Raw genomic sequence first — 22,827 nt, 5'->3', positions numbered from 1 at the left:
AATGAAAACTGTGTCGCGCCAAAAATGTACGTTGTTCTAGGTATTAAATGAAACTAAATGAAGCTCAAGAGTCTGCCGTAACCTTTGTGTCTGGCCCATGTTTGGTGCTGGCTGGGGCGGGTAGTGGTAAAACGCGCGTAATTACCAATAAGATTGCTCATTTAGTTAGAAACTGCGATATGCCAGCTCGCTACATTGCAGCGGTAACCTTTACCAACAAAGCAGCACGTGAAATGAAAGAACGTGTAGCGCAGACCTTGGGCAAGCCGGAGGCGCGCGGGCTAAAAGTGTCGACCTTCCACACTATGGGCTTAACCATTATTAAAGCGCATGTGAAAGATCTTGGCTTAAAGCCAGGTTTCTCGTTATTCGACGATAAAGACTCGTTCGCGTTGCTTAACGATTTGACGTCCGACACCCTCGATGGCGATAAAGATCAGCTTCAGCTCTTACAAAGCTGCATCTCGAACTGGAAAAACGATCTTATCTTACCTGATGCTTTATTAAAATCAGCAACCAGCACGGGCGAGAGAGAGTTTGCAGAAGCCTACAAGCGTTACCAAGACAACCTTAAGGCATATAACGCGCTAGACTTCGACGACCTAATTTTATTACCTACATTGCTTTTAAAAAGTAGCGAAGCAATAAGAGCCAAATGGCAGAGCAAGATTCGCTACTTGCTGGTGGATGAGTACCAAGATACCAATACCAGTCAGTACGAGTTGGTAAAGCTATTAGTAGGTGAGCGTGCGCGCTTTACCGTAGTGGGCGACGATGACCAGTCTATCTATTCATGGCGTGGCGCTAAGCCGCAGAATTTGCACCTGTTACAGCAAGACTTTCCGCGCTTAAACGTCATTAAGCTACAGCAAAATTACCGCTCGTCAGGCCGTATTCTGCATTGCGCGAATATTCTTATTCAGAACAATCCGCATTTGTTCGATAAAACCCTGTTCTCAGAGCTGCAGTACGGCGAGCCGCTAAAAGTGATAGAGGCGAAGAACGAAGAGCATGAAGGTGAGCGCGTGGTGGCAGAACTGCTGGCGCACAAGTTCATGAACCGCACCCAGTTTAAAGACTACGCCATTTTGTATCGCGGGAATCACCAAAGTCGTATTTTTGAAAAGCTGTTAATGAGTAACCGCATTCCGTACAAAATCAGCGGCGGTATGTCGTTCTTTGGTCGTGCTGAAGTGAAAGACATCATGGCGTATTTAAGGTTGTTGGTGAACCAAGACGACGATAACGCTTTGCTTCGCATTATTAACACGCCAGGGCGCGGTATAGGCCGCGCTACGCTGGAAAAACTGGGTAACTTTGCAAATAGCTTGGGCGTGTCTATGTTCGAAGCGGCGACGCACCCTAACTTAAATAGCGTGCTGCCCGATAAAGCCTTTCATTCGGTTTCTACCTTTGCCCGTTGGGTAGTAGAGCTATCGGACAATGCGGAACGGGGCAACACCGCTGACGCGGTTCGCACCATGATCCGCACGATGGGCTACGAAGAATGGCTATATGAAACCAGCGCCAGCCCCAAAGCCGCCGAAATGGCCATGGCCAACGTAAGTACCTTATTCGGCTGGGTTAACGATATGCTGGAAGGCAATGACCTAGACCAACCCATGACCTTAACCGAAGTGGTGAACCGTCTGATATTACGCGACATGATGGAGCGCGGCGAAGACGACGGGGAAGGGGATCAAGTTCAGTTAATGACGCTGCACGCTTCAAAAGGTTTGGAATTCCCCATTGTATTCTTAGTGGGCATGGAAGAAGGCTTATTGCCGCACCAAAGCAGCATTGACGAAGACAACGTAGAAGAAGAGCGCCGACTTGCTTATGTGGGAATTACTCGCGCCCAGCGCGAGCTTATATTCAGCCTTGCTAAAGAGCGTCGACAGTTTGGTGAAGTGATTAACCCAGAGCCAAGCCGCTTTTTATTCGAACTGCCGCCAGACGATGTACAGTGGGAAAATCAGAAACCGAAGGCGACAAAAGAAGAGCGCCAGCAAAAGGCACAGGTGGGAATTGCTAACCTACGAGATATTCTAGGGAAAAAGTAGTCTGCTAATTGAGGCGAGGTTACGCTGGCAAGTAAGTACTAACTATCAGCTTGCTAGCGATGTCATATCCAGCACTTTTGCGTGCTTCAATACTTTGCCTTGGCCATAAATGCATTCAATTTCGTTAAGCGCATCTAGCTGCGCCTGTGAGTCTACGCCTTCAGCAATAACCTGAAACTTCAAATGTTCTGAAATAAGCATGACAGACTGAATAAGCTTTAAGTTTCGTTGAGAGCGAGGCAGTGACTTAACAAAGCGATGATCAATTTTGATGAAGTCGAAAGGGTAGGCAAACAAATAACTCAATGAAGCTAATCCGCTTCCAAAGTTATCCAGCACCAAAGTTACGCCCGCACGTTTTAACTTCTTAATAGCTGGAAGAATGAACTGAGAGCGGCGATTTAAGTCGTTTTCATCAAACTCAAATACCAGCTGGCTAGGCGTAATACCTGATGTTTCAATCACATTAATCATCTGGTTTATCATAGAAGCCTGTAGTAAATGATTAATTGAAACGTTAACTGCTATTTTATTTATCGGGTCGTCGGTGTTTTTATAATGGTTTAACAGCTCGCATGCTTTGGTCAGCTGGAACAAGTCTAAATCTAGCGTAAGGCCACTATGTTCTGCCACTTGTCTAAACTGCTCTCTTGCAATCTTGCCGTAGGCAGGGTGCGACCAGCGAATATACATCTCTTTATACAGCGTGCTGTCGTCATTAAGCTTTATAACGGGCTGTAGGAAATAATCGAATTCTTCTTCACGCAGTGCACGTCTGAATTCATTTTCAAGCTCAAGCTCTTCAATAAGCCTGTTGCGCATGCTCTTGTCAAACATAACAAAGCGTCCGCGGCCTAGCGTTTTCGCTTGATACATGGCGGCATCGGCATCACGAAGCACTTCATCAGCGGCGCGATAGTAGGTTTCTAAGTGCGCAATACCAATACTTGCACCTGAATACATCTCCCGACCATCAAGCAAGAACGGCTCGGAAATAGATGAAATTATACGGCTAGCCACTTCTTTTACGTCTGCTTCATCTTCAAAGTTATCAAGCAATACAACAAACTCATCACCGCCTAAGCGCGCTAGCAGGTCGTGACCACGAATACATAGCGCGATACGTCTGGCTACTTCAATTAAGAACTCATCGCCGGCGTGATGACCTAGGGTATCGTTAATAACCTTGAAGCGGTCTAGGTCGATAAACAGCACCGCAAACATGTTTTCGCTGTAACGCTGCTTACTGGCAATAGCCAGCTCTAAGCGGCTAGTGAACATGGCACGGTTAGGCAAATCAGTTAACGAGTCGTGATGCGCATCGTGAATAAGCTTAAGCTCAATCTCTTTACGCTCTTCAATCTGTTGCTTTAAGAATTTATTAGCGCGGTTTAGCTCAGCTGTGCGTTCTTTAACACGCTCTTCTAGCTCAACGTTATAGCGCTGCATCGACTCGGTATTGCGCTTACGCTCAATGGCTACCGCAATATGGTGCGATACAAAGCGCAAAAGCTCTTGGTCGCGAGAATTGTATTTAGCGTGTTTACCGTATGTTTGTACGGCAATAACACCTGCAATTTCTCCATCTACAACAAGCGGCGAACCTAACCACGAGTTCGCACTGTTTAGCATAGTTTGCGCAACCGACACATCCAAATCGCCAGACTCTGCAAGCTCCAATACTCTGGGCGGGTTAACCAGCTCAGCTTGCCCCGTTCGCAATACGAATTCAGTTAGACCAAGCCCCAAAGGCCTTGAACTTATGTTCTTTTCTTGTGCGTCACTAAAATACGGGAATGCGAGTAGCTCTTTTTCCTTGTCAAGAATGGCAATGTAACAGTTAGGTGCGCTAATTAGCCTGGCTAAAATTTCGTGCAGACTGGAGTAAAACACATCCATATCGCCTTCAAGGTTAGCGGCCAGCTCAGATATCTCGAATAAAGCCTGCTGTAGCGACTCTACTTTTTGGCGCTCTAATATTTCTTCTTGAAGGTCGTCGTTAATTTTTCGCAGTTGGCGGGTGCGTTCGCGGATGGTGCGTTCAGTGAGCTCACGGTTTTTTACTCTATCAACCGTGGTAACAATGTGTTGAGAAACGAACAGCAGTACTTCTAAATCTTCTTGCGTATAGTGCACACCTTCATCATAAGTTTGCACTACCATGGCACCTATGACTTGGCTTCCTCGTTTAAGGGGCACGCCCAGCAGCTCAAACGGCTGCGAGCCAACTAGCTTTATATTATGCTGAGAGGCAAAGTTTTCTTCGTCGTCACGTTTGTAAAATAGGTGATTGCCGGTTTTGAGTATGTAACCGGTCATGCCGTCCATTAACGATTCAGCGGGGAACTGGCGAACAGTTTGTTCGTCGAATTCGTCAATGAAGTAAGCGAAATCGACAACGTTACTGTCGGGTTCGTAAAAGGCGACAAAGAAGTTATCGGCATTCATAAAATCGGCAATGATTTCATGAATAGCGGAGTAAAGACGGTTAAGGTGACTTACAGAACTAGCAAGTTCAGAAATGTCGAAAAGCGCCTTCTGAACACGTTCAGCGCGCTTGTACTTGTCAGTGAGTTGCTGAAGCTGCGGTATAAGTTCGCGCAGTTCTTCTTCCGTCAACTCATGTTGCGTCGAATCTTGTGACATTCCGCTCGCCAGTAAAAAAGTAACGTTTCCCCAAAGAGTTAAATTACCCGATCAGAGGGTAAAACGCTACTTTTTCCATCAAGTTGTTACGATTTAGCGGGTATTAGATACCTTCAATCATATACTCGATTGCAGCTTTAATTTCGTCATCAGAACAGTTACCGCATGTACCACGAGGAGGCATAGCGTTAATACCGTTCAATGCGTTTTGCCATACGCCATCAAGACCGCGCTCGTCTAGACGTGGTTGCCAGTCTGCTGCAACGTGAACTTTAGGAGCTCCTAAAACGCCTGCTGAGTGACATGCAACACATGCAGAGTTGTAAACGTCTTCACCAGACTTTGCACCGCCAGCTGCGCCAGCACTTCCTTCAGCCGCTGCGCCTGCAACGTGTACCTGACCTACCGGCTTAATGCGATCGGCAATTTCATCGTTACTCATTTCTTGTGCTTGTGCTGCAAAAACAGTTAGCGCAGTAGCAGCAACAGTTAACCAAGTCTTTAATTTCACATCTGTCTCCAGGCAATGATGAATTTGTTTAAAATATAACTGGCCAGATTATAACGGTTAATTGGGGTTGAACAACTATTTGAAGCCAATTACCCATAAAAAGTAAGGATTTTTAACACTTGTTCCAAGCCACCTAAAGAGATTTTAATAAATGAGTTGAAGCTAACCCACCGCGTAAGTATTATTACGCCCCGTCTGCAGCGTACATTTAACTGCGTATTTTTCCTTTGCGAACGTACACGGTTATTACAACCGAAGCACGATCCGCCCTTAGCTCAGCTGGATAGAGCGCGGCCCTCCGGAGGCCGAGGCCAGAGGTTCGAATCCTCTAGGGCGGGCCATTTCCTTTTCTAGTGACCTATGAAGGAATAATCTCCTTCAGCCTTTCTATATCAGAATCGAGCACGCCTACCTTAGACGCGGCTGCAACTCTAACGTCGAATCCAATGCAACATCAAAGTCATTCCAACGCATAGCAAAGTCGTTATACTGTTTTTCACTAGTTCATTTTAAAGCGTATCAACGTGCCAATAATGTCGCCTCAGTCTATTCAACGCCCAAGTTTTACTCAGTCACTACTTTGTTTTGGTGTTATTGTCGCACTGATAGCAGGCGGATTATTTGGCCTGGGCATTAGCCTGCATGTATTACTATTTCTGTGTTTGCTATGGACTGGTATCAATGCCTTTAGTTTGGGTTACAAGTACCTGCAAATCCGCGATTTAATGACCAGCGCATTAACCCGGGCCATGCCTGCAATCTATATTTTTATTCTCATTGGTATGGTTATCGCCAGCTTTATGCAAAGCGGCACTATCTCAACGCTAATTTTTTACGGTTTAAGTTGGCTAAACCCCAGTATCTTCCTTGTGGTGGGATTGATTTTGTGTGCGGTAATGTCGGTAGCCACAGGCACATCATGGGGTACGGTGGGCACTATGGGTGTAGTGCTGATGGGTATTGGCGCTGCCATGAACATACCACTCCCCATTGTGGCAGGCATGGTGGTATGTGGTGCGACGTTTGGCGATAAAATGTCCCCGGTGTCTGATACCACCAATCTCGCATCCATGAGCGCGGGTACCAACCTGTATCGGCATATGTACGCCATGCTGCTAACTACACTGCCTAGCTTTCTTCTAACTTTAGTAATTTTCTTGGTAATTGGCTTTAGCTACGCAAACCAAAGCTTAAATGTTGACGAAATAATTGAAATAAAAGCAGCACTCGCCAGTCACTATAACCTTGCACCCTATATAACACTGTTACCGCTGGTGTTGCTTACGGTAATGAGCATCAAGAAAGTGCCGGCTGAAGTAACCATGTCGTGCAGTATTCTGCTTGCCGTTATCATTGCTATTTTCTACCAAGACACCAATACCATTAGCGTGCTTAACGCATTGTGGGAAAACACCCCTCAAAATACGGGTATCGCAAATTTAGATGCCTTACTAGGACGAGGCGGCATCAGCAGTATGAGCTGGACGTTGCTCCTCGCCTTAATGGTAATCGCATTGGGTGGCATACTGCACGGTGCAGGCTTTCTAGCTGCGTTACTGACAGGCATTATTGAACGGGTAAAACGCACAGCAACCCTAATTGCTGTGACCATTGCGTCTGGTTTTCTAGGCAATGTGGCCATGGGCGAGGCCTATACCTCTATCATTTTGAATTGCCAGCTGTTTAAACCGAAATATGAACAGCAAAACCTTGACCCCGCTGTGCTATCTCGGTCGGTAGAAGAAGGTGCCACTATGACCACAGGCCTTATTCCGTGGACAACGGCGGGTGCGTTTTACTCTGCCACCCTGGGCGTTAACGTGCTCGATTACGTGCCCTATGCGTTCTTCAACTATCTAAACGGCGTTATTGCGGTATCTATGGCCGCATTGGGCATGGGCATGCTAACAACCAAAGCACGAATGAATAAACGCACATCGATTTGAAGCAGCCCAATAGCTAACACAATTCTGATAAACTGTTTTTTAAGATCGCCCGTTTAAAGCCAAACGTATAAGGCATCTATAAAAACAAAACAAAGGATCGTGTATGAGTAGTAATACCCGAGATGCGGCCTCCTCCAAGGCCATTATTAAACAGGAAGGCGCGTTTAGCGTAATCGACAAGCCCACTTTTTTTGGCTCTCTAATTCTTCTTCTCTCTGTCACCATTCCCCTAATTATTTGGCCGGACCAAGGCGCACAGTGGGTGGCAGCCGCAAAAGACTTCGTAACCAGTAAACTTGGTGTTTTATATCTCTTGCTTGGTGTTGGCGCTGGTGGGTTCATGGTTTACATCATGTTCAGCGACATTGGACAAATAAAACTAGGCGACCCGGAAGAAAAACCCGAGTTCTCGCCAGTATCATGGGCTGCCATGCTGTTTTGTGCAGGCATTGGTGCGTCTATTTTGTATTGGTCTATGATTGAATGGGTGTACTACTACCAAGCGCCACCGTTTCACATAGAAGGTGAAACTCCCGAAGCCGCAAAATGGGCTGCAGCCTACGGTATCTTTCACTGGGGGCCGCTTGCCTGGGCAATTTACCTCATTCCCGCCGTACCTATTGCGTACTTCTACTATGTGCGCAATCACAGCGTACTTAAAATATCTGAAGCCCTTATGCCAGTAATTGGCGAGAAAATGGCTCACGGCTGGCTGGGTAAAATTATCGACATCAGCTTTATCTTCGGAATGTTAGGCGGCGGGGCGACCACGTTAGGTTTGGCTGCGCCTATGATCAACGAAGGGGTGCACGAACTATTCGGCGTACCTAAATCGCTTACCACCCAAGTTCTGGTGCTAGTAACCTGTACTGCTATCTTTGGTTACAGCGCGTATGTAGGCTTAAAGAAGGGTATTAAGCTGCTGTCAGACATTAATTTTTGGCTGGCCATAGGATTGCTACTATTTATATTTGTTGTGGGACCTACGTTGTTTATGGCCAATACCGGCCTAGATGCTTTGGGCCGAGTACTTAGCAACATTATTAAAATGGCTACCTGGCTAGAGCCTTTCGCTGAATTTAATGGCTTTCAAAACACGCATTTTCCTCAAGACTGGACCATATTCTACTGGGCATGGTGGCTGGTGTTTGCACCAAGCGTAGGGCTTTTTATCGCGCGTATTTCAAGGGGCCGGACTATTCGTACTATGGTAGCGGGCTCCATGTTCTTCGGCACCATGGGCTGCTTTTTATTCTTCATGGTAATGGGGAATTATGGCTTGTATTTGCAACTTTCGGGTGAACTAGATGTGGTGAGTATTCTTAACCAAGAAAGCCCTACGGCCGCGATTTTCGCCATGCTACACACGCTGCCATTGGACTACATAGTCATTTTTGTATTCACCTTGTTAGCGCTAATCTTTACCGCAACTACCTTCGACTCCATTTCTTACATTCTGGCAGCTGTAGTGCAAAAAGAAGTAGACGAAGAGCCATTGCGCTGGAATCGTTTGTTCTGGGCATTCGCGCTATCGTTTATGCCGATAGTGCTTATGTTTGTTGGTGGGTTAGAAACGCTTCAAACGGCGTCGATAATAGGGGGCGTTCCGCTATTAGCTGTGGCCTTAATGTTATGTATTGCCATAGTGCGGGCGGCCAATTACGACATGCGTTACCAGCCCGACTACTCGGTAAAAGAAATCAATATAGGGGAATTTCCCGACGACGACCCGTGGAGCGAAGAAGGCACATGGGATATTGATGAAGAAGGCGAAGAGAGTGATGGCGAAACACCTATTGCTGCAAAGCCTAAACAAAGACCGCCAAAAGGCCACGTTGAGGGCGACCCGCACAGTAGACCGTCGCGGTTGTAGCTTTTATCGTAACTGAATGAAACAAACGCCGCACACAGGCGGCGTTTGTAGGCGTTTGTATTAGCTGAGCACAATTAGCGTACCCTAAAAAAGCGACTGTGGTACTGTAATCGCCGTTTGCACCCTTTCAACTTTACGTATGTAGCAGAATGTCAGTTAAGAATTATCAGAAATTCTATCAGCCACTAAACGCGGTACATTCGGCTGATTTTAATCGCTGCATTTACTGCGGCTGCGAAGCTGCACGGCAAGACTTCATTCCACCCATAAAATTCATTCACAACTGGCAAGACGGACATCTACAGGCCGACTTTATTTCCGTGCCTGCATGCAACGAATGCACTGATCTTTTAAAAAATGAAAACAACGCCACGCTAGAACCCAGAATAACCGTGTTAAAAAAGCGGTTGGCGGAAAAGTACAAAAAGGCCATTCGGGTATTTAACCACTGGAGCATGGAAGAAATTGAAGAAATGGACGCGGCATTTCAAATAAGCCTAAAAGGCGGCATACGATTAGGCAAAGAAACCCTTTCCCGCCTTGAATTTGCAGGGTTCGATTATGAAGTAAACGGCAGCATAACGCGGGTCGCAAAACCTCAGCGCGAGGTATTCACTGTATTCAATGAAGAGTTTAGCAGCTTTAGAGAAGCACTAGCCTTTGCCAGCGCTACCTACAAAATAAAGAAAAGCCGACTAAGTCAGCTTTATTTCGATAATGACGAAAGCTTTGATAGGGCGATTGAGGCTTTTCATGGGGTGGTTGAAGGTAACCCATAAAAATTTAATTGGTGGTTTTGCGCTCCGGAGTCAGAGGTTCAAACCCTATCGGGCACACCATTTTTTAAGGTTTGGCCGTTAATCCCCAAAAGCAACGTAGTTCAAGGTCTAGTATGTGTTGAAAGGGCACAACCATCATTCTTGCCCGTTTTTTAAAAAGTACAAATCAGAAAACCCCATTTTTGCAAATTCGGTATCTCTGAAGTTTCTTACGGTTTTTTTGTCTTTACTGATAGCGGCAAGTTGCTGTTCAGTTTGCAGGAACTGGGAAAGGTCTATACCCTCAGCTTCGGCCACGGCTTCATGCATATTTTGATGGCGGCTGTAAGAAAAGTTTATCTCTTTTGCCACACCTTTGAACTTATAACGTACTTTATGGGCCATGTTCTACTCAAGTTGGTCGATGTAATTCAAAAACTGTTTAACCGCTATTATAAACTCAATTAGCGCTAATAATTAACGTGTTAAAAAAAGCGGGTGGCAAAACCGTAGCGTGAGGTGTCCGATGAAGAATTTAGTAGCTTTAAAGAAGCGCTAGCCTTGCCAGTGCGACATACCAAATAAAGAAAAGCCGGCTGAGCCAGCTTTATTTCGACAATGATGAAAGCCTTGATAGGGCGATTGAGGCGCAACCCCTGAAAAGCTGTTCAATGGTTTTGCACTCCTGAGGCAAAGGTCAGAGGTTCGAATCCTCTCGGGTGTGCCATTTTTAAAGGGCTGTAGCCCGATTCTATGCCTCTAAAAATACCCTTTTTGAAATATGTAGCAAATGTGTAGCAGAATTTAGTGTTTTTCTGTCACTCGAACTTCAGATACAAAAAAGGGAGCTCTCAACAGAAGCTCCCTCGCAAAATTCTATAGAATGCTTAGATAGTAAATCGTACTTCATTTACATTTGAAGTCTTGAGCATTCTCTCTATGCTCTTATTTTGTTTATCTTTTTTCAATTCTTTAGGAAGAAACTTTGCTCGCCATTGGTTGAGCACTAATTCACTTTTAAGTTTGTTTCCTGACATATCACGACCCCTTAGAGAATTTTTCGAAATAGTGGTTGTTCAGACCCCCATCGAAATAGTGCTTCCTTTTAATCCAAACAAAACCATCACCTTTTGATATTACAGCAACATCTATAGGTCCGCCAACAGTTTCACTATCATTAGTCACTTTCCGCTTGAAAGCTGTCATGTTAACTAATGACTCTGCCATGTAAGCAAGCTCATCTTTCGGCAAAAACTCGACCATATTGACAACACGGTCAACGTAATCTTTCTGAATGACGCCACTCATAGCTCTCTGAGCCGCCTGCCACCTTTCTAAAGCATGTTCTTCAAGTGCTTTTTTTACATCTACACAATCTTTGTCCGTATTTTGTTCAATTAGTTCCATTGCTTTGCGCAGTACACTATCAAAAGAATCGAAAAAAGCCTGAGAATAACATCGTTCTATTTCAGGGCTTACTCCCCTCATGAACGTTAGAGCTTCCTCGTCCTGAGCATATGCTTCAATTCCACTGCTCCCCCCGCCGCAACTTTTATCTAAATCGGGGACTCTTCTAAGTTTCTTTCCCCAAAAGCCTTTAAGGTCAAATGTGAGAATTGATGGGAAGTATTCTTGGTCTCCATATCCAGCAAAAACAACCCCTGAATTTGCTCCCAAAGGATTTTCCTTGGCAGTAGCTAATGCTAGAACGGTTGCTAAATTGGCCTTTAAAGGCTCTGTCAATTCAAACGATGCTTCTGCTAGTTTACCTTCAACGAATTTTACGCTTTCCTTAGATAAGGCCTCTACATCGTCCTGTGAAAAATCAGTTAAAAAGTGCTGCCTGTCTAGGATGTCGGAAAATTCTGTGCATAGCTCAGAAAGAATTTGCATGGTTTTTTCTTCCAAATCCTCTGCGCCTTCTTCTTTCACTAATTCTTCAACTTTCTGAGAAACTTGTTCCCAGATATCTAGATAAATTCCTAGCCAGTGATTTTCTAGAAATAAATCTCTTAAGTCATATGGGATTAGTTTGTCTGCTTGCTCCAAGAATTGGAAAAAATCTTCTGTGTATTCGTCGAGAGTTGCAAAGCATCTTTCACCTAAAGTTTTACGATATTCCTTTATGACAACTTCCCAAGGAACTCTACAAAGTGTCCCTGAGCCGAAAACCATTATACCAACTGGGTGATACTTAGTTAGTGCGAATAGTTTTTCAGCGCCATTGTAGATTTTTGTCTTTCCATTTGGATTAGTGATAGTCACTGCTGAGTCTGCTGCAAGTGCAACTGCTGATTTATTTATAACCGCAATTTCTGCAGTCATGATCCTCTCCCTTCCTTAGAAAAAATAAAGAATATCAGAACAGTACACTTATTTACAGAACTCCAAGTAAAAGCAGAAGAGCCGTCAAGCGGCTCTTTTGGCCTGGTGTTCAATGCGCCATTCGTGAACGCGGGTGATGATTTCTCTATCTGCATGTTGTACACCTTTTAATGCGAGGGTGATTACCCCGTCGAAGTAACTTTGCTTTATTTCACCGGTTTCTTAGTTAACCTTCTCCTGATAAAGCGGTCTGATTGGCTGTTCGTCGCGTTTGCAAAATACGCCGCCCATTAGCTCTACAAACTTAGCCCAGTCACCACTGTCGGCAGCTTCGTATATGGCGTCAAATGACTCTGAAGCGCCTGTGAGATCCCTCAAGCGGCGAAGTTCATGCCATACTGTCACTGAACCTGTCCCAATTTGTTGAAACTGACGAATGCCCCAACAACTCGCCCAAGCTTCTACTCGTTTAGCTGCGTCTATGGCGTTACCACCATCTACATCACTATCTAGCTGTTCACCGTTCACGTTCTTGCTGACGTACTTCGCTACATAGCCAGTGGCGCTACCACGGCTATAGTCGATATCTTTAAAATCGCACCGGTTATCCTGTGCTCCCGCTTCGTCACCATCTTCTTGTAAGGCGTAATCTCGTATTACCTTTTTAAAGGTGTCAAAGTAGAAGGCTTCGACGAATAAAATCATGTGCCAGTGGGGTGTTCCATCGTGCTGAGGTTCAGCAATTCGAAAACCACACTGCTGAATACTACGGCGGTTTAATTCAGCCCGTATACGACGCCAGATGTTGTTTAGTAGTCCTGAGCATCACGCGGCGTTGAACCATCCCATTTAGGGTTAGGATCGCCGGACTTGGCATAGGTATTAAGGAAGCGAGAAGGGCAGGTAATGGTAACGAATATCGCTTTGTGACCTGCTTCTTTAAAAAGTCTCTCAAAGCCAGACATACGGGTCATTAACTCGTTTTTCCTGTTAACGGGATTTGAGACATTTTTATCTGATAATTCGGCTAACGAAAACGACTCGTTCAGTTCCTTAACGATAACCAAGTTTTCCAGCATTCGTCGCTGTTCTTCTTTTTGAATCAGGCGAAACTGTACGGTGTAGTCACTACAGTATTTACCTTTCCGGCTATTCAATTGCCCTAAGTGAATAAAAACGGTTTGCCGTTTACAGCTGATAATCTTTCGTAGTTGTCGTAACCACCAGTATTCGTTCTGCATACGACGAAGCACACCCGTTAACGTAACGGAATTTGATTCCACAGGTACAGAAATACCGAATCCGTTAACGAACCGCGCAGACTCCGTTAACGGAAGCTGAATCCCGTTAACTAGATTTACTGGCTTTTTAGTTAACTTGTTTTGTTGCCTGATATGGTTAAGTTCAAAACGCTTACAACGGCGAGCATTGTCTTTTGCTAGTTCGCGCAGTTCGTTTTCCCCTGCGTTAAAATAGGGAATTAGTTTTGCGGGTAACAGGGCGTTAAGCCTGACGGTGATATCTCGTAGATAGGAGTTAGCATTATAAGGCTTATCAAATGATTGATATCTATCCGCCAGAATACGTTGAACTTCGGTCGGGAAATGTGAAATAAGCCCCTTAACGAATACTCTGTCATCAATATCCAGAGAGCGATAAAAATCGCCCATCAAATCTAAGGTTCTAGACAGTTCCGATTCTTTAAACAGGAGCATGCTGAGCCTCCACATCTTCGTGTCGACTCAAACCGCGTTCAGTAATCTGAAGTCGACTCCAGCGGATTCCGAAAACCAGCTGTTCGCCAGTGGTTCTCAATAAACTTTCCTTAATCAGTGAATAAAGAACCGTTTTGGAAAACTGCTCCGGCTTGTTAGGAGGGAAGTTGGTAGTGCCCAATTGACTGCAAACCGTTGTGCAAATTTCAACATGGCCACCTTTAGCAAAGTAGCTGAGTAAAGTTGACTGAGAAGGCGTTAATTTTTGCATTATGCCGCTCTCTCATCTTGATAAAGGGCGGTGCGGGTGTGCGGTTTTCGCGGTTGCCGTCCATCCGCGCTTGGCGCAGATAAGAACGGCTCATGCAGATATACTGTGATGCTTCTTTTTCAGATAGAAGCCGTGGTGTGATTTCTGATGTCATTATTCATTTCCTGAGTACATGTTTGTATTTCAGGAAGGAATCTAAATGACGTGACAACCACGATGACGGATGTGATGACGAAGGATGTGACAGTTTTTTCTCAACCTTGCTAACAGTGTTCTTAAAAGAAGTTCTAGAAAGCTTTCTGCCTCTAGCTGGCGCTGTATCTGGCACATTCCAAAAAAGGGTGTCAGGGGTAATTTCTAATACTTCTCTTTCTGGATCTATTAGGTCTAAAAGCTCGTCGTCTCGCATAGCCTTGCGAACAATTGACCAGAGTGCATCTGATTTTTCATCAGGAGCGTAACCTATTAGCCTTTCTGCTAGCCGTGCAGACGTAGAATTTGGATACTGAAATTGCGGTATGTTTCGTTGAGCTAACCTATTAGGGTTATGCGCTTCGCTCGGAGAAACGGTACTAGGCCAACGTTCTTTAAATCCGTTGACAAAATACAGGCTTGCTCAATTGAGAACTTAAAATCATCTACATAGATTGCTTTATCTTTAAGGCTATTAAGCTCGGCTATGCTTGGAATCTTAGTACTGCTATCTTTCGCAAACTGACTCAACGCGCTTAGTACTTCTCGCGCTGCTGATGCGCCTGATGGCCCTTGGCGAGGGTTCAATTTTCCAATGACGGCACCAGTGCCAAAATCTGATGGATTAGTTGGTTACCAAGCGCTTATGACGCTGTCCGGTAGGTTCGCTTCGAATGGGTACGTATTAGAATAATTGCCAAACCGATTCATTCGAACAAAGACATCAGAGCATTTTGCTTTGCCAGTGGTAAACAGTCTAATCGAAGTCGCCCTATCAACTGATACGGGGCCAGTATACCGGCCTATTCCATAAGCTTCATACTTGCCGTGCACATATCTACCTACCAGTAGCTTCAGGTTCTCCGCTAAGAATGTAAGTTTGAGCTGGTTGTTTTCAACTTGGTATAGGAGTTCATCCGACGTCAAGTCGTAGTGATGTAACAACTCTTTAAATCGAAAATAATTTTTAACATTCATAGTAATATAAACAGATTTACAACGGTTTAGATAATGCTTCGAGTGGTTTTAAGTAATATACGTAGGCATTACTTCTAATACGCAATTCACCTGGAAGCGAGCTAATTAATGCGGTTAAATAGAGAATAACTAGTCTCAGTCTCCTAAGCAAAATAGATTGTTTCAGATAGGGATTGAGTGCAAGCGCAGCACAGGCACTCATGTTATGAATGGGGCTTGCGTATATGGACGATATATTCCCAGCACTTTCCCGCTATTAAAAGGATTTACATGCAAACACCAGAGAATCCAAAGAACTCAGATAATCCAGTTATCTTTGTTGGTAAAGTTTTCTTAAATTACATTTCGCCGATTGCAAGGTTTAAAAAGCTAAACTTGAAGTTCGAGATTAAAACTACCAACTTATCCGAAGACAATAAAAAGCATCTTTCTAGGGCTTACTTAACATTTTTCCTGGTAAGTACTTTTTTTGTGCTATGGCTTTCTTATTTTGATTTGAAGACAACAGTAGAAGCTCTTTCAACATATCGACATCCTGATTGTGGTCATATTGACGGGGCATGTGCTGATACTTGGCTTTCCGGCTATGTTAAACAAAACACATTCAAGATTACTACATTAATCGAAGTGCTGTTTTTAGTAGTAGGTGTGGTAGTTGGCAACATTGCATGGGATCAGGCTTCCGAAATAAAAAAAACGGGCTTTTTGCATGTGCATAAATTCTATGACGTCATGTTGATAGTCGTCTTGGCTGCTTTTGTTATAAGCCTAATTTGTAATGACCTTGTTGACGTTATTCAAGATGAATATTATTACCTTAATACCTTATGGGACCGATCCTGGCCAGCGTTAATACTGCTGGTAATATTAGTTTTCAGCCATGTGTACTACTCTCGGCGAAACACCGGCAAACCATAGCTAAGTTTAATTACGCTTGCTAGAATTCCTAAGAGTAGCGCTTAAATTGCCTCATTGAGATGGTTGCAAGCTTTCAGGTTGAGAATTTCTATCTGATAATGTTCATGGAAAACTGAGTGGCCTCCCTTTTATGGCGTTGTTTTCACAAAAGGTTTACCGCCTTATGCTCAGGTGCCAAATGTGCGTACCTGAGCGTCATATCCAAAGAACCATGGCCTAGCAATTCTCTAGTTACATTTAGATCTGCACCTTTCATTACAAGTTTACTGGCAAAGTGGTGGCGTAGGTCATGAAAACGGAAATCTGTGATTTTCGCTGCATCCAATAACGCAACCCACGCTTTTTTGAAATCGGTAAGCGGTTGTCCGTTTTCACCTTCAAACACCCAACGCACAGATTCACAACCTAACTTCCAGTCGAGTAATGCCGATTTTGCTTTGGGGTTTAGCGGTATATGTCGCGCCTTACCGCTTTTGGCATTAGCGGCTTTAATCGTTACAATCTCACGTTCAAAGTTAACGTCAGTCCAAGTCAGGCTCAAAAGTTCGCCTTTACGCATGCCTGTATTCATTGCCACGATGACTAAAGGCTCAATATGGTCGGCGTAAGTGCGATTGCTTAAATCTGGTAGCAGAGGGTAGCCTCGTTCTGAACGGTGCTTGTTACCGTTCTCTCTGTCCTTCTTGATACGATAATCTCTGGCGGACATTGCTCGCTTTAGCGCTTCTTCTTCCTCAAAACTGAGATAGCGAATAAGGGTATTATCCTCGCGAAGCATTTTTACCTTTCTTAGGTCGTGCTTCTCAATAATCTCCCATTCAACCGCTCGGCTCATGACTGACTTTAGTGTAGTGAAACGTCTGTTAACGGTAGCGTTGCTAAGCTTTCCTGTCAGCATTTCTGCTCGGCGGCGTTCAACCACAGCTGCGGTAATGTCTTTTAACTGCATCGGCAGTAGAGTAGGGAAGTTCTTTTTCAGGTTCTTGATCTCTCTATCACCTGATTTTGGATACTGGGCGCAATACCAAGATGAAAACTGTAGGTCGAGAAAGGCTTCCAGTGTAGTGAGCTTCGATTTTCTCTCTTGTGCTTTAAGCTCTTTTTTCTGCTCATGTGGGTCAACACCCTGAACAGATGAGGCGCTTGCCTCTTTTGCTGCATCACGGGCTTGCGCGGGAGTGATTTCAGGGTGTGTACCAAGCTTCACATTCTGTTGTTTACCGTTATGGCGATAGTACAAAAAGTAGGTGATTTTGCCCTTAGGACTTATCCGCGAGTGGAAGCCGGAAAGCTCAGTATCGTTTATCCGTTTATCTTCAATTTTTAGGCTGCTGATAGCAGCATTTGAGATCTTCTTTTTGATAGCCATTTCAAAATATGTAGCAAATATGTAGCAGATTGAGTGAATTTCAGTGAGTTTACATGAACAACCCTGAACAAACTGTGAATTCCATAAGGTTATTTAAATCAATGGTTTATGTCCTGTTTTTTTGTGTTTTCTGGTTCATTATTGTTCACTGGAAAACACTACTTTTCCTGGCTCCGGAGGCAAGGGTCATAGGTTCAAGTTTGTAGCAAATATCTCTAGAGGTAAAATGACCAGTTACGTATCAAAATAGATCCGACCCTCGCATTGTTAAAGCTTCAAGTTGATGGTTAATACGATCTAGAGATGAATTGTCTAATACGGTTTTTTTAGACAAAGCATAGTGTTTGGTTAATGAGTTATTATTCATAATTGGAATAACAGGCTTTTGTTTATATTCTATGAACCAGCCAGGAATAACTACTACGGGGCTAGCTACCACACTCATACCGGTGCTTTGAGTTAACTGCTTACTTAGCCAATCTGCTTGTCGTTTTGCTTGCTCAACCGTCGACGTATCTGTGTAATGTGGGAACTGAATTTTTTCGCCCTCTACGGTTAGTTTGTGAGAACTCTTAGAGTTTTTAACGTTTGGTTTCCGCCTTCCTTTAGTTTCGATAGCTAACACACCTCCAGGGAACGTTAGTACATGGTCAATATTGAAATTAGGTGCCTGTACGTCGTGAAAAACTCGTACTCTATTGTCTGATATTTTCGACAAAGCGAATGAAACTGCCCACTCGGCTTCTATTCCTAATCTGGCGATTCTAATTTTACTGAAGGCTCTTAATGCTTTGGACAGCGAATAAATAGCGGCTGCAAAAAAGATAATGCCGTATATCAACCAGTTCTTCGATACGTCCACGAAACCTAGCAGCTCAGCAATTGTTGGTAATGAAAAAGGCAGTTGGAAATATAAGGTTGAGAGTAGTGTATATACCAACATGTCTAGCGAAGAGTCTCTATGCTGCTGCAACAATGTAAAGGCAGGGATTCGTGCCGTACGTGCATAGTCAAAAGGTATACGTGATTTTTTATCTGTAATCTTGTTGTAGCAAGCGGCGAAAAGTATCACTAACGCGAAGGGGAAAAGAGATATCGCCATTACGAAAAGTATTTCCATGTACAGTCCTTGTTTCAAAGTACTTTAAAATTTTAAGTTGAAATGATGAGTCCGCGAACCTTTGCATTTACCTAGATTATTCACAATTCAACTCAATAACTCCCAAGTCACATTCATCGGTTTTTCACTCTCATGACTTATATATTTCACCTCGCCATAGAACATAAAAGGTGAGGCTGTTTTCCCTCTCAATTTGCTCTCTCGAACGAAAAGGTAAACGCGGCTACCTAATTTCTGGTGCTCAACTATTTCTCTTCCACGCTTGTTTCCTGGGAAAGTGTTATTTTGCGATTGCCAATGAAAATGTTTATCGTCAATAAAATAATCATGGTACTGATGTTCGCTGCCTTTCCCTTGTTTGTTTAGAGTAACTAACAAAATCTGAACATTCTTCTCCTTGAGCACCACATGTCCCGATTGCCAATTACCAGGATTAAACTCTTCGTTGAAAAGCGGCGGGATCTCTTCGCGCATTAGCTCTTGCCCTATAAAAAGTTCTAATGGGTCGACTTTTCCTTTTAGGCGGGCGAAAGTCACCATTTCTTCACTTGCTATCATGTCATCATAATCTGGATTAGCAGCTCTCAAAGTATAAGAGCCATCTGGATTCTTAAGGACTTTCCGCAGCAAGTATTGATTGTCGCCAGTTTCATCCTGCCTTTCGATAGCTACTGTTGTATTACTAATACTGCCAGCGTTATTTGGCGTGATTTGTTCCAATAGCAAATAGTCACCATCGTAAATAGGGTTCTTGCCACCGTTCATCGAGTTTCCAGATGCGCGAGCAATGAAGTGGCGAGAGTTATCTATATTCCCATAGCCGTAGGGTGCATTTACAAGCTCAGATACCTCGGCATTACCCGTTTTGAAATGGCCGCAAGCTATTTTAATATTTGGGAAAAATGGTAGTTGTACTCTCTCGGGAAACTGGACTACATTACTTGTAGAAGGAGTAGTTATAGATAACCTTTTGTGCTTGTAACTAGCAAGGCGCTGTTTATTAATCTCAACGGTCATTGATAAAAACAAATCATGTTGAATTGCTGAAATACTTTGCTTGAAATGGAATCGCTGATTACTAATGTCAAACCAAGCAACCTTCGATTCTGGCTCTTCAGTACACCAAAATTTAATTGGATTACTACGCCAATGTGATCGCCACTCTAATTTACTTAACGAGGCTAATTGTTGTTTGCTTTCTGGCAAATCAGAAATCCATTCTGGGTTGTCTAAAAACCACTGTCGGGCCCACTCTGCTAAATCATCAACGCTCACTTGAGACTGAAATGCCTTATGCTCAATCAGCGTGGCAAGTAACACCAACTTGTAGCACTTCGAAGTTCGAGTAACAGCTAGATCTTTAAACCACTGTAGGTGCCCTTCAAGCACTTCCAGTTCGTCAGCTTCAAGGTCGCCCTTGCTATCAACAAACTCCCACCATGATCCTCGATTTCGTCTTAGTTTTTCTAAACTCGCGCCCGCATGATAGAACTCGGTGTAGGCGGGTCTTCTGCCTAGCGTTTCTTTTAACTTGTCGTATTGGATATCAAGCTCGTCTTCAGAAAGGCTTGTAAGGAAATCAATAAACTCTAAATCGAAGTTAACGTAACATCCGTCTGGAAGTAGTTTATTTGCATTTTTGGCAAGATCGACTGTTTTCCTGCGGTTTTGCGGGCCATCTATTATGCTGGCTAATAACATTTCTGGGCGGTTTAAAAAGCTATGATGGTTACCCACAAAATCTAAAATAATTAGCCTATCTTTTCCTTCGCTTTTACGAAGGCCACGCCCCATTTGCTGTAGGAAGAGAATTTTTGATTCAGTAGGCCTAAGCATTAATACGGTATCTATCTTTGGTAAATCAACGCCTTCGTTAAATAGGTCTACCGAAAACAGTATTTTAATTTCGCCGTTGTTAAGCTTTTCTAGGGCTTCGCTGCGCGTAAGTGCAGAATCCGAATGAACACTCGCTGCTGCTACATCTTGTTGATTGAAGTAATCTGCCATGTAATCGGCGTGTTTGCGAGAGACGCAAAACGCCAGTGAAACATCTTGCGATTTTACTTTCCACTCAGAAAGCACATGCTTTGCACGGCCTCTTGTTGCTAGTTTATTCGAAAGCTTTTCAGGGTCGAATTTACCATTGCGCCAAGGTAGGTGCTCGTAATCTACTTCCTTATCGAATATTCCGAAGTAAGTAAAAGGGCACAATGCCTCTGCTTTTATGCCATCAAACAAGTCTTGTTGGTAAATAAGGTTGTTGTCGCATAGCTTGAGAATATCGCTCCCATCAGTTCTGTTCGGCGTAGCGGTTAAGCCTAGCAAAAATGACGGCGTGAAATGCTCTAGTAACCGTTGATAACCACCCGCAGCGGCATGATGAAACTCATCCACAACGATATAATCAAAAGCAGTAACAGGAAACTTAGCTAGATGAGACGACTGTCCGATGGTTTGGATAGAGGCAAACAAAAAGTCATATTCCTCATCCTTTTGCCTTCCGCTGTATCGACCTACCTTTTTGCTTGGGTGTATCTTAAGAAAGCTAGCCTCTGCTTGAAGTAAGATCTCTTCGCGATGTGCCACAAAAAGTACTTTTTTAGCATTTATCTGCGCCGCATCAAAGGCCGCTAGGTAGGTTTTACCCATACCTGTTGCTAGTACTACTAAACCTTTTTGAACACCATCTTCACGGGCCTGCTTCAGTGCTGCTAGTGCTGTTACTTGGTGTTCTCTTGGCTCCGGAATTTCATGCTCTTTTTCATCCGGCAGTGATGCAGCAGATTGAATTGGTGTAACAACCCTTGCTGTGTTGTACCTAATTTCGTAATCAGCTATTAAGTCGTAAGTTAATGGCTTAACTTGGGGCAATGTGAAAAGGTAGCGATACTGCTCTCGAATTTCTTCAATTCGGGCCATGGCTTCTTTATCGTTATCATTCGGGTAATCAATTCGATAGTTCCACTCTATACCGTCGGTAAGGGCAGTTTTACTGATGTTACTAGAGCCAACGAACGCTCTAGCTGAAGTTAATGTTTCGCCACTATTTTTGACAAAAATATATGACTTTAAATGAAAGCTGGTGGCTTGCTTACTTTCAAAGATTTGAATTTCAGCACCTCGTTCCTTAAGCAACATTAAACGCTTCAAGGCTTGTGGTTCAGTTATGTTCATATAGTCTGAAGTCAGCAATGACAACTTCACATTGCGCTCTTCCGAATTCATCGCATCTTCAATGTCTTGAATGATAAGGCTTAGGCCCGACATACGAATAAACGAAACTGCGATTTCTATACTTGTCGCATTTTTTAGGGCGTCGCGAATTTCATGTAGAAGGTATTGCTTGTTTCTACCGGTAACCAGATAATTTGAAGCAGTCATTATCCCCTCACCACTTCAACCGTAACCCACTTTACATCATCACGCTGCAAGCCATCTTGGCTTGGAACAGGGTTTAAATTGCGTGCAGATAGTCCATTATCTTTCGCCAAGGTAGCCACTTCCTCATAGCTTACAGGGTGCATGGGCCGTGCTTCATCATTTGGGCCGAATCGTAGACTTATATACATGATTCCATTTTCTGAAAGTAAATCAGCTAAACGGTTTAACGCGAGTGGCCTTTCAGATTCTGGTAAATGCATCCAAACAGCAGAAAGCAGTATTAGGTCGTATGTTTTTGGCGCTTGGGGTAGGGTGGTAAGCGCAGGTAAGCTGGCGTTACACCATGTAACACTGTTATGTGAATTGGCTTGTGCTAGGTTTCTTAGCTCATTTGCAGGCTCTACAGCTATTACTTTCCATCCTTTTTCGGCTAACCAATTTGCATCGCGGCCACTGCCAGCGCCTACGTCTAACGCAAAGCCTACTTCAGCTTGCTGTAAAGATGCTTTCCAGTCAGTGTGCACACTTTCTGCATCAACCGAATTGTATAAGTCGAAGTAATGCTGCGCTTTTTCACTGTAATGCTTAATGGTGTTTTTTGTACTGCTAGTCAAAATGTCGATGCCTCCCTGATCTGAGGTACAGATTATCGCATTCCCACAAACGCAGCTACCTTTACCATTTTGTAAAATCTCTTTTTAGAAACCTAAATAGCAATAATTATCATTTAAATTAGCTTTAATTTATCTTATACTCCCACG

General features: G+C 43.8%; 16 protein-coding genes, 1 tRNA gene and 1 pseudogene. 6 read left to right on the top strand and 12 right to left on the bottom strand.

Going from position 1 to position 22,827, the window contains the following annotated elements; all coding sequences use genetic code 11:
* Positions 1-47: 47 nt before the first annotated feature.
* Positions 48-2,063 carry a DNA helicase Rep gene (rep, locus tag BIZ39_RS03275; protein WP_039226949.1) on the top strand — a complete coding sequence of 672 codons (2,016 nt, stop codon included), beginning with the start codon at positions 48-50 and terminating at the stop codon, positions 2,061-2,063.
* Positions 2,064-2,108: 45 nt separating this feature from the next.
* Here the strand turns inward: rep and BIZ39_RS03270 are convergent, their stop codons facing one another.
* The gene (locus tag BIZ39_RS03270) at positions 2,109-4,709 is read right to left on the bottom strand and encodes an EAL domain-containing protein (RefSeq protein WP_187446339.1); all 2,601 of its coding nucleotides are present in this window, start codon (positions 4,707-4,709) and stop codon (positions 2,109-2,111) included.
* A gap of 103 nt (positions 4,710-4,812) precedes the next feature.
* Positions 4,813-5,220 (bottom strand): c-type cytochrome, encoded by a 408-nt coding sequence (locus tag BIZ39_RS03265; RefSeq protein ID WP_014947775.1) that lies wholly within the window; start codon positions 5,218-5,220, stop codon positions 4,813-4,815.
* A 264-nt stretch (positions 5,221-5,484) separates the two neighbouring features.
* Here BIZ39_RS03265 and BIZ39_RS03260 point away from each other — a divergent pair.
* From BIZ39_RS03260 to BIZ39_RS03245, 4 genes are all read left to right on the top strand, one after another.
* Positions 5,485-5,561, top strand: a tRNA-Arg gene (locus tag BIZ39_RS03260).
* 192 nt (positions 5,562-5,753) lie between these two features.
* The gene (nhaC, locus tag BIZ39_RS03255; RefSeq protein ID WP_187446338.1) at positions 5,754-7,166 is read left to right on the top strand and encodes a Na+/H+ antiporter NhaC; all 1,413 of its coding nucleotides are present in this window, start codon (positions 5,754-5,756) and stop codon (positions 7,164-7,166) included.
* A gap of 103 nt (positions 7,167-7,269) precedes the next feature.
* Positions 7,270-9,039 (top strand): BCCT family transporter, encoded by a 1,770-nt coding sequence (locus BIZ39_RS03250; protein WP_014947777.1) that lies wholly within the window; start codon positions 7,270-7,272, stop codon positions 9,037-9,039.
* Between the two features lie 149 nt (positions 9,040-9,188).
* Positions 9,189-9,818 (top strand): hypothetical protein, encoded by a 630-nt coding sequence (locus BIZ39_RS03245; protein WP_187446337.1) that lies wholly within the window; start codon positions 9,189-9,191, stop codon positions 9,816-9,818.
* A gap of 135 nt (positions 9,819-9,953) precedes the next feature.
* Here BIZ39_RS03245 and BIZ39_RS03240 read toward each other — a convergent pair whose 3' ends face one another.
* The 6 genes and pseudogenes from BIZ39_RS03240 to BIZ39_RS03215 form a co-directional block, all read right to left on the bottom strand.
* On the bottom strand, positions 9,954-10,202 hold the full coding sequence (locus BIZ39_RS03240) for a DUF2960 family protein (RefSeq protein ID WP_014947779.1): 249 nt from the start codon (positions 10,200-10,202) through the stop codon (positions 9,954-9,956).
* Between the two features lie 482 nt (positions 10,203-10,684).
* Positions 10,685-10,834, bottom strand: a complete 150-nt coding sequence (locus tag BIZ39_RS03235) for a hypothetical protein (RefSeq protein WP_187446336.1) — start codon at positions 10,832-10,834, stop codon at positions 10,685-10,687.
* A gap of 1 nt (position 10,835) precedes the next feature.
* Positions 10,836-12,122: a hypothetical protein gene (locus BIZ39_RS03230; RefSeq protein ID WP_187446335.1), complete on the bottom strand. Its 1,287-nt coding sequence runs from the start codon at positions 12,120-12,122 to the stop codon at positions 10,836-10,838.
* A gap of 222 nt (positions 12,123-12,344) precedes the next feature.
* A pseudogene (locus BIZ39_RS03225) lies at positions 12,345-13,363 on the bottom strand (replication endonuclease).
* 695 nt (positions 13,364-14,058) lie between these two features.
* A complete protein-coding gene (locus BIZ39_RS03220) occupies positions 14,059-14,262 on the bottom strand; it encodes a hypothetical protein (RefSeq protein ID WP_187446334.1) in 204 nt (67 codons plus the stop codon).
* 377 nt (positions 14,263-14,639) lie between these two features.
* Positions 14,640-14,888 carry a hypothetical protein gene (locus BIZ39_RS03215; RefSeq protein WP_187446333.1) on the bottom strand — a complete coding sequence of 83 codons (249 nt, stop codon included), beginning with the start codon at positions 14,886-14,888 and terminating at the stop codon, positions 14,640-14,642.
* Positions 14,889-15,548: 660 nt separating this feature from the next.
* Between BIZ39_RS03215 and BIZ39_RS03210 the strand changes: the two genes are divergently transcribed.
* Positions 15,549-16,196: a hypothetical protein gene (locus tag BIZ39_RS03210; protein WP_187446332.1), complete on the top strand. Its 648-nt coding sequence runs from the start codon at positions 15,549-15,551 to the stop codon at positions 16,194-16,196.
* Positions 16,197-16,338: 142 nt separating this feature from the next.
* Here the strand turns inward: BIZ39_RS03210 and BIZ39_RS03205 are convergent, their stop codons facing one another.
* The 4 genes from BIZ39_RS03205 to BIZ39_RS03190 all read right to left on the bottom strand — a co-directional run bounded on the left by BIZ39_RS03205 (position 16,339) and on the right by BIZ39_RS03190 (position 22,680).
* The gene (locus tag BIZ39_RS03205) at positions 16,339-17,565 is read right to left on the bottom strand and encodes a tyrosine-type recombinase/integrase (protein ID WP_187446331.1); all 1,227 of its coding nucleotides are present in this window, start codon (positions 17,563-17,565) and stop codon (positions 16,339-16,341) included.
* 241 nt (positions 17,566-17,806) lie between these two features.
* A complete protein-coding gene (locus BIZ39_RS03200) occupies positions 17,807-18,685 on the bottom strand; it encodes a nuclease-related domain-containing protein (protein WP_187446330.1) in 879 nt (292 codons plus the stop codon).
* 87 nt (positions 18,686-18,772) lie between these two features.
* On the bottom strand, positions 18,773-22,066 hold the full coding sequence (locus tag BIZ39_RS03195) for a DUF3427 domain-containing protein (protein WP_187446329.1): 3,294 nt from the start codon (positions 22,064-22,066) through the stop codon (positions 18,773-18,775).
* Positions 22,066-22,680 carry a class I SAM-dependent methyltransferase gene (locus tag BIZ39_RS03190; protein ID WP_168463310.1) on the bottom strand — a complete coding sequence of 205 codons (615 nt, stop codon included), beginning with the start codon at positions 22,678-22,680 and terminating at the stop codon, positions 22,066-22,068. The genes BIZ39_RS03195 and BIZ39_RS03190 overlap by 1 nt, the downstream gene beginning before the upstream one ends.
* Positions 22,681-22,827 lie beyond the last annotated feature (147 nt).

It is taken from the genome of Alteromonas sp. BZK5 (genome assembly GCF_014349115.1).
Lineage (GTDB): Bacteria > Pseudomonadota > Gammaproteobacteria > Enterobacterales > Alteromonadaceae > Alteromonas > Alteromonas macleodii.
The sequence above is the reverse complement of the archived record's forward strand: the minus strand, read 5'-3'. Positions and strand labels throughout refer to the sequence as shown.

What these genes read in the sequence shown, in the direction of transcription:
- BIZ39_RS03235 (WP_187446336.1), bottom strand. Translation starts at nt 10,834, where the DNA reads ATGTCAGGAAACAAACTTAAAAGTGAATTAGTGCTCAACCAATGGCGA.
- BIZ39_RS03220 (WP_187446334.1), bottom strand. Translation starts at nt 14,262, where the DNA reads ATGACATCAGAAATCACACCACGGCTTCTATCTGAAAAAGAAGCATCA.
- BIZ39_RS03205 (WP_187446331.1), bottom strand. Translation starts at nt 17,565, where the DNA reads ATGGCTATCAAAAAGAAGATCTCAAATGCTGCTATCAGCAGCCTAAAA.
- BIZ39_RS03250 (WP_014947777.1), top strand. Translation starts at nt 7,270, where the DNA reads ATGAGTAGTAATACCCGAGATGCGGCCTCCTCCAAGGCCATTATTAAA.
- BIZ39_RS03270 (WP_187446339.1), bottom strand. Translation starts at nt 4,709, where the DNA reads ATGTCACAAGATTCGACGCAACATGAGTTGACGGAAGAAGAACTGCGC.
- BIZ39_RS03200 (WP_187446330.1), bottom strand. Translation starts at nt 18,685, where the DNA reads ATGGAAATACTTTTCGTAATGGCGATATCTCTTTTCCCCTTCGCGTTA.
- BIZ39_RS03245 (WP_187446337.1), top strand. Translation starts at nt 9,189, where the DNA reads ATGTCAGTTAAGAATTATCAGAAATTCTATCAGCCACTAAACGCGGTA.
- BIZ39_RS03195 (WP_187446329.1), bottom strand. Translation starts at nt 22,066, where the DNA reads ATGACTGCTTCAAATTATCTGGTTACCGGTAGAAACAAGCAATACCTT.
- BIZ39_RS03210 (WP_187446332.1), top strand. Translation starts at nt 15,549, where the DNA reads ATGCAAACACCAGAGAATCCAAAGAACTCAGATAATCCAGTTATCTTT.
- BIZ39_RS03240 (WP_014947779.1), bottom strand. Translation starts at nt 10,202, where the DNA reads ATGGCCCATAAAGTACGTTATAAGTTCAAAGGTGTGGCAAAAGAGATA.
- nhaC (WP_187446338.1), top strand. Translation starts at nt 5,754, where the DNA reads ATGTCGCCTCAGTCTATTCAACGCCCAAGTTTTACTCAGTCACTACTT.
- rep (WP_039226949.1), top strand. Translation starts at nt 48, where the DNA reads ATGAAACTAAATGAAGCTCAAGAGTCTGCCGTAACCTTTGTGTCTGGC.
- BIZ39_RS03230 (WP_187446335.1), bottom strand. Translation starts at nt 12,122, where the DNA reads ATGACTGCAGAAATTGCGGTTATAAATAAATCAGCAGTTGCACTTGCA.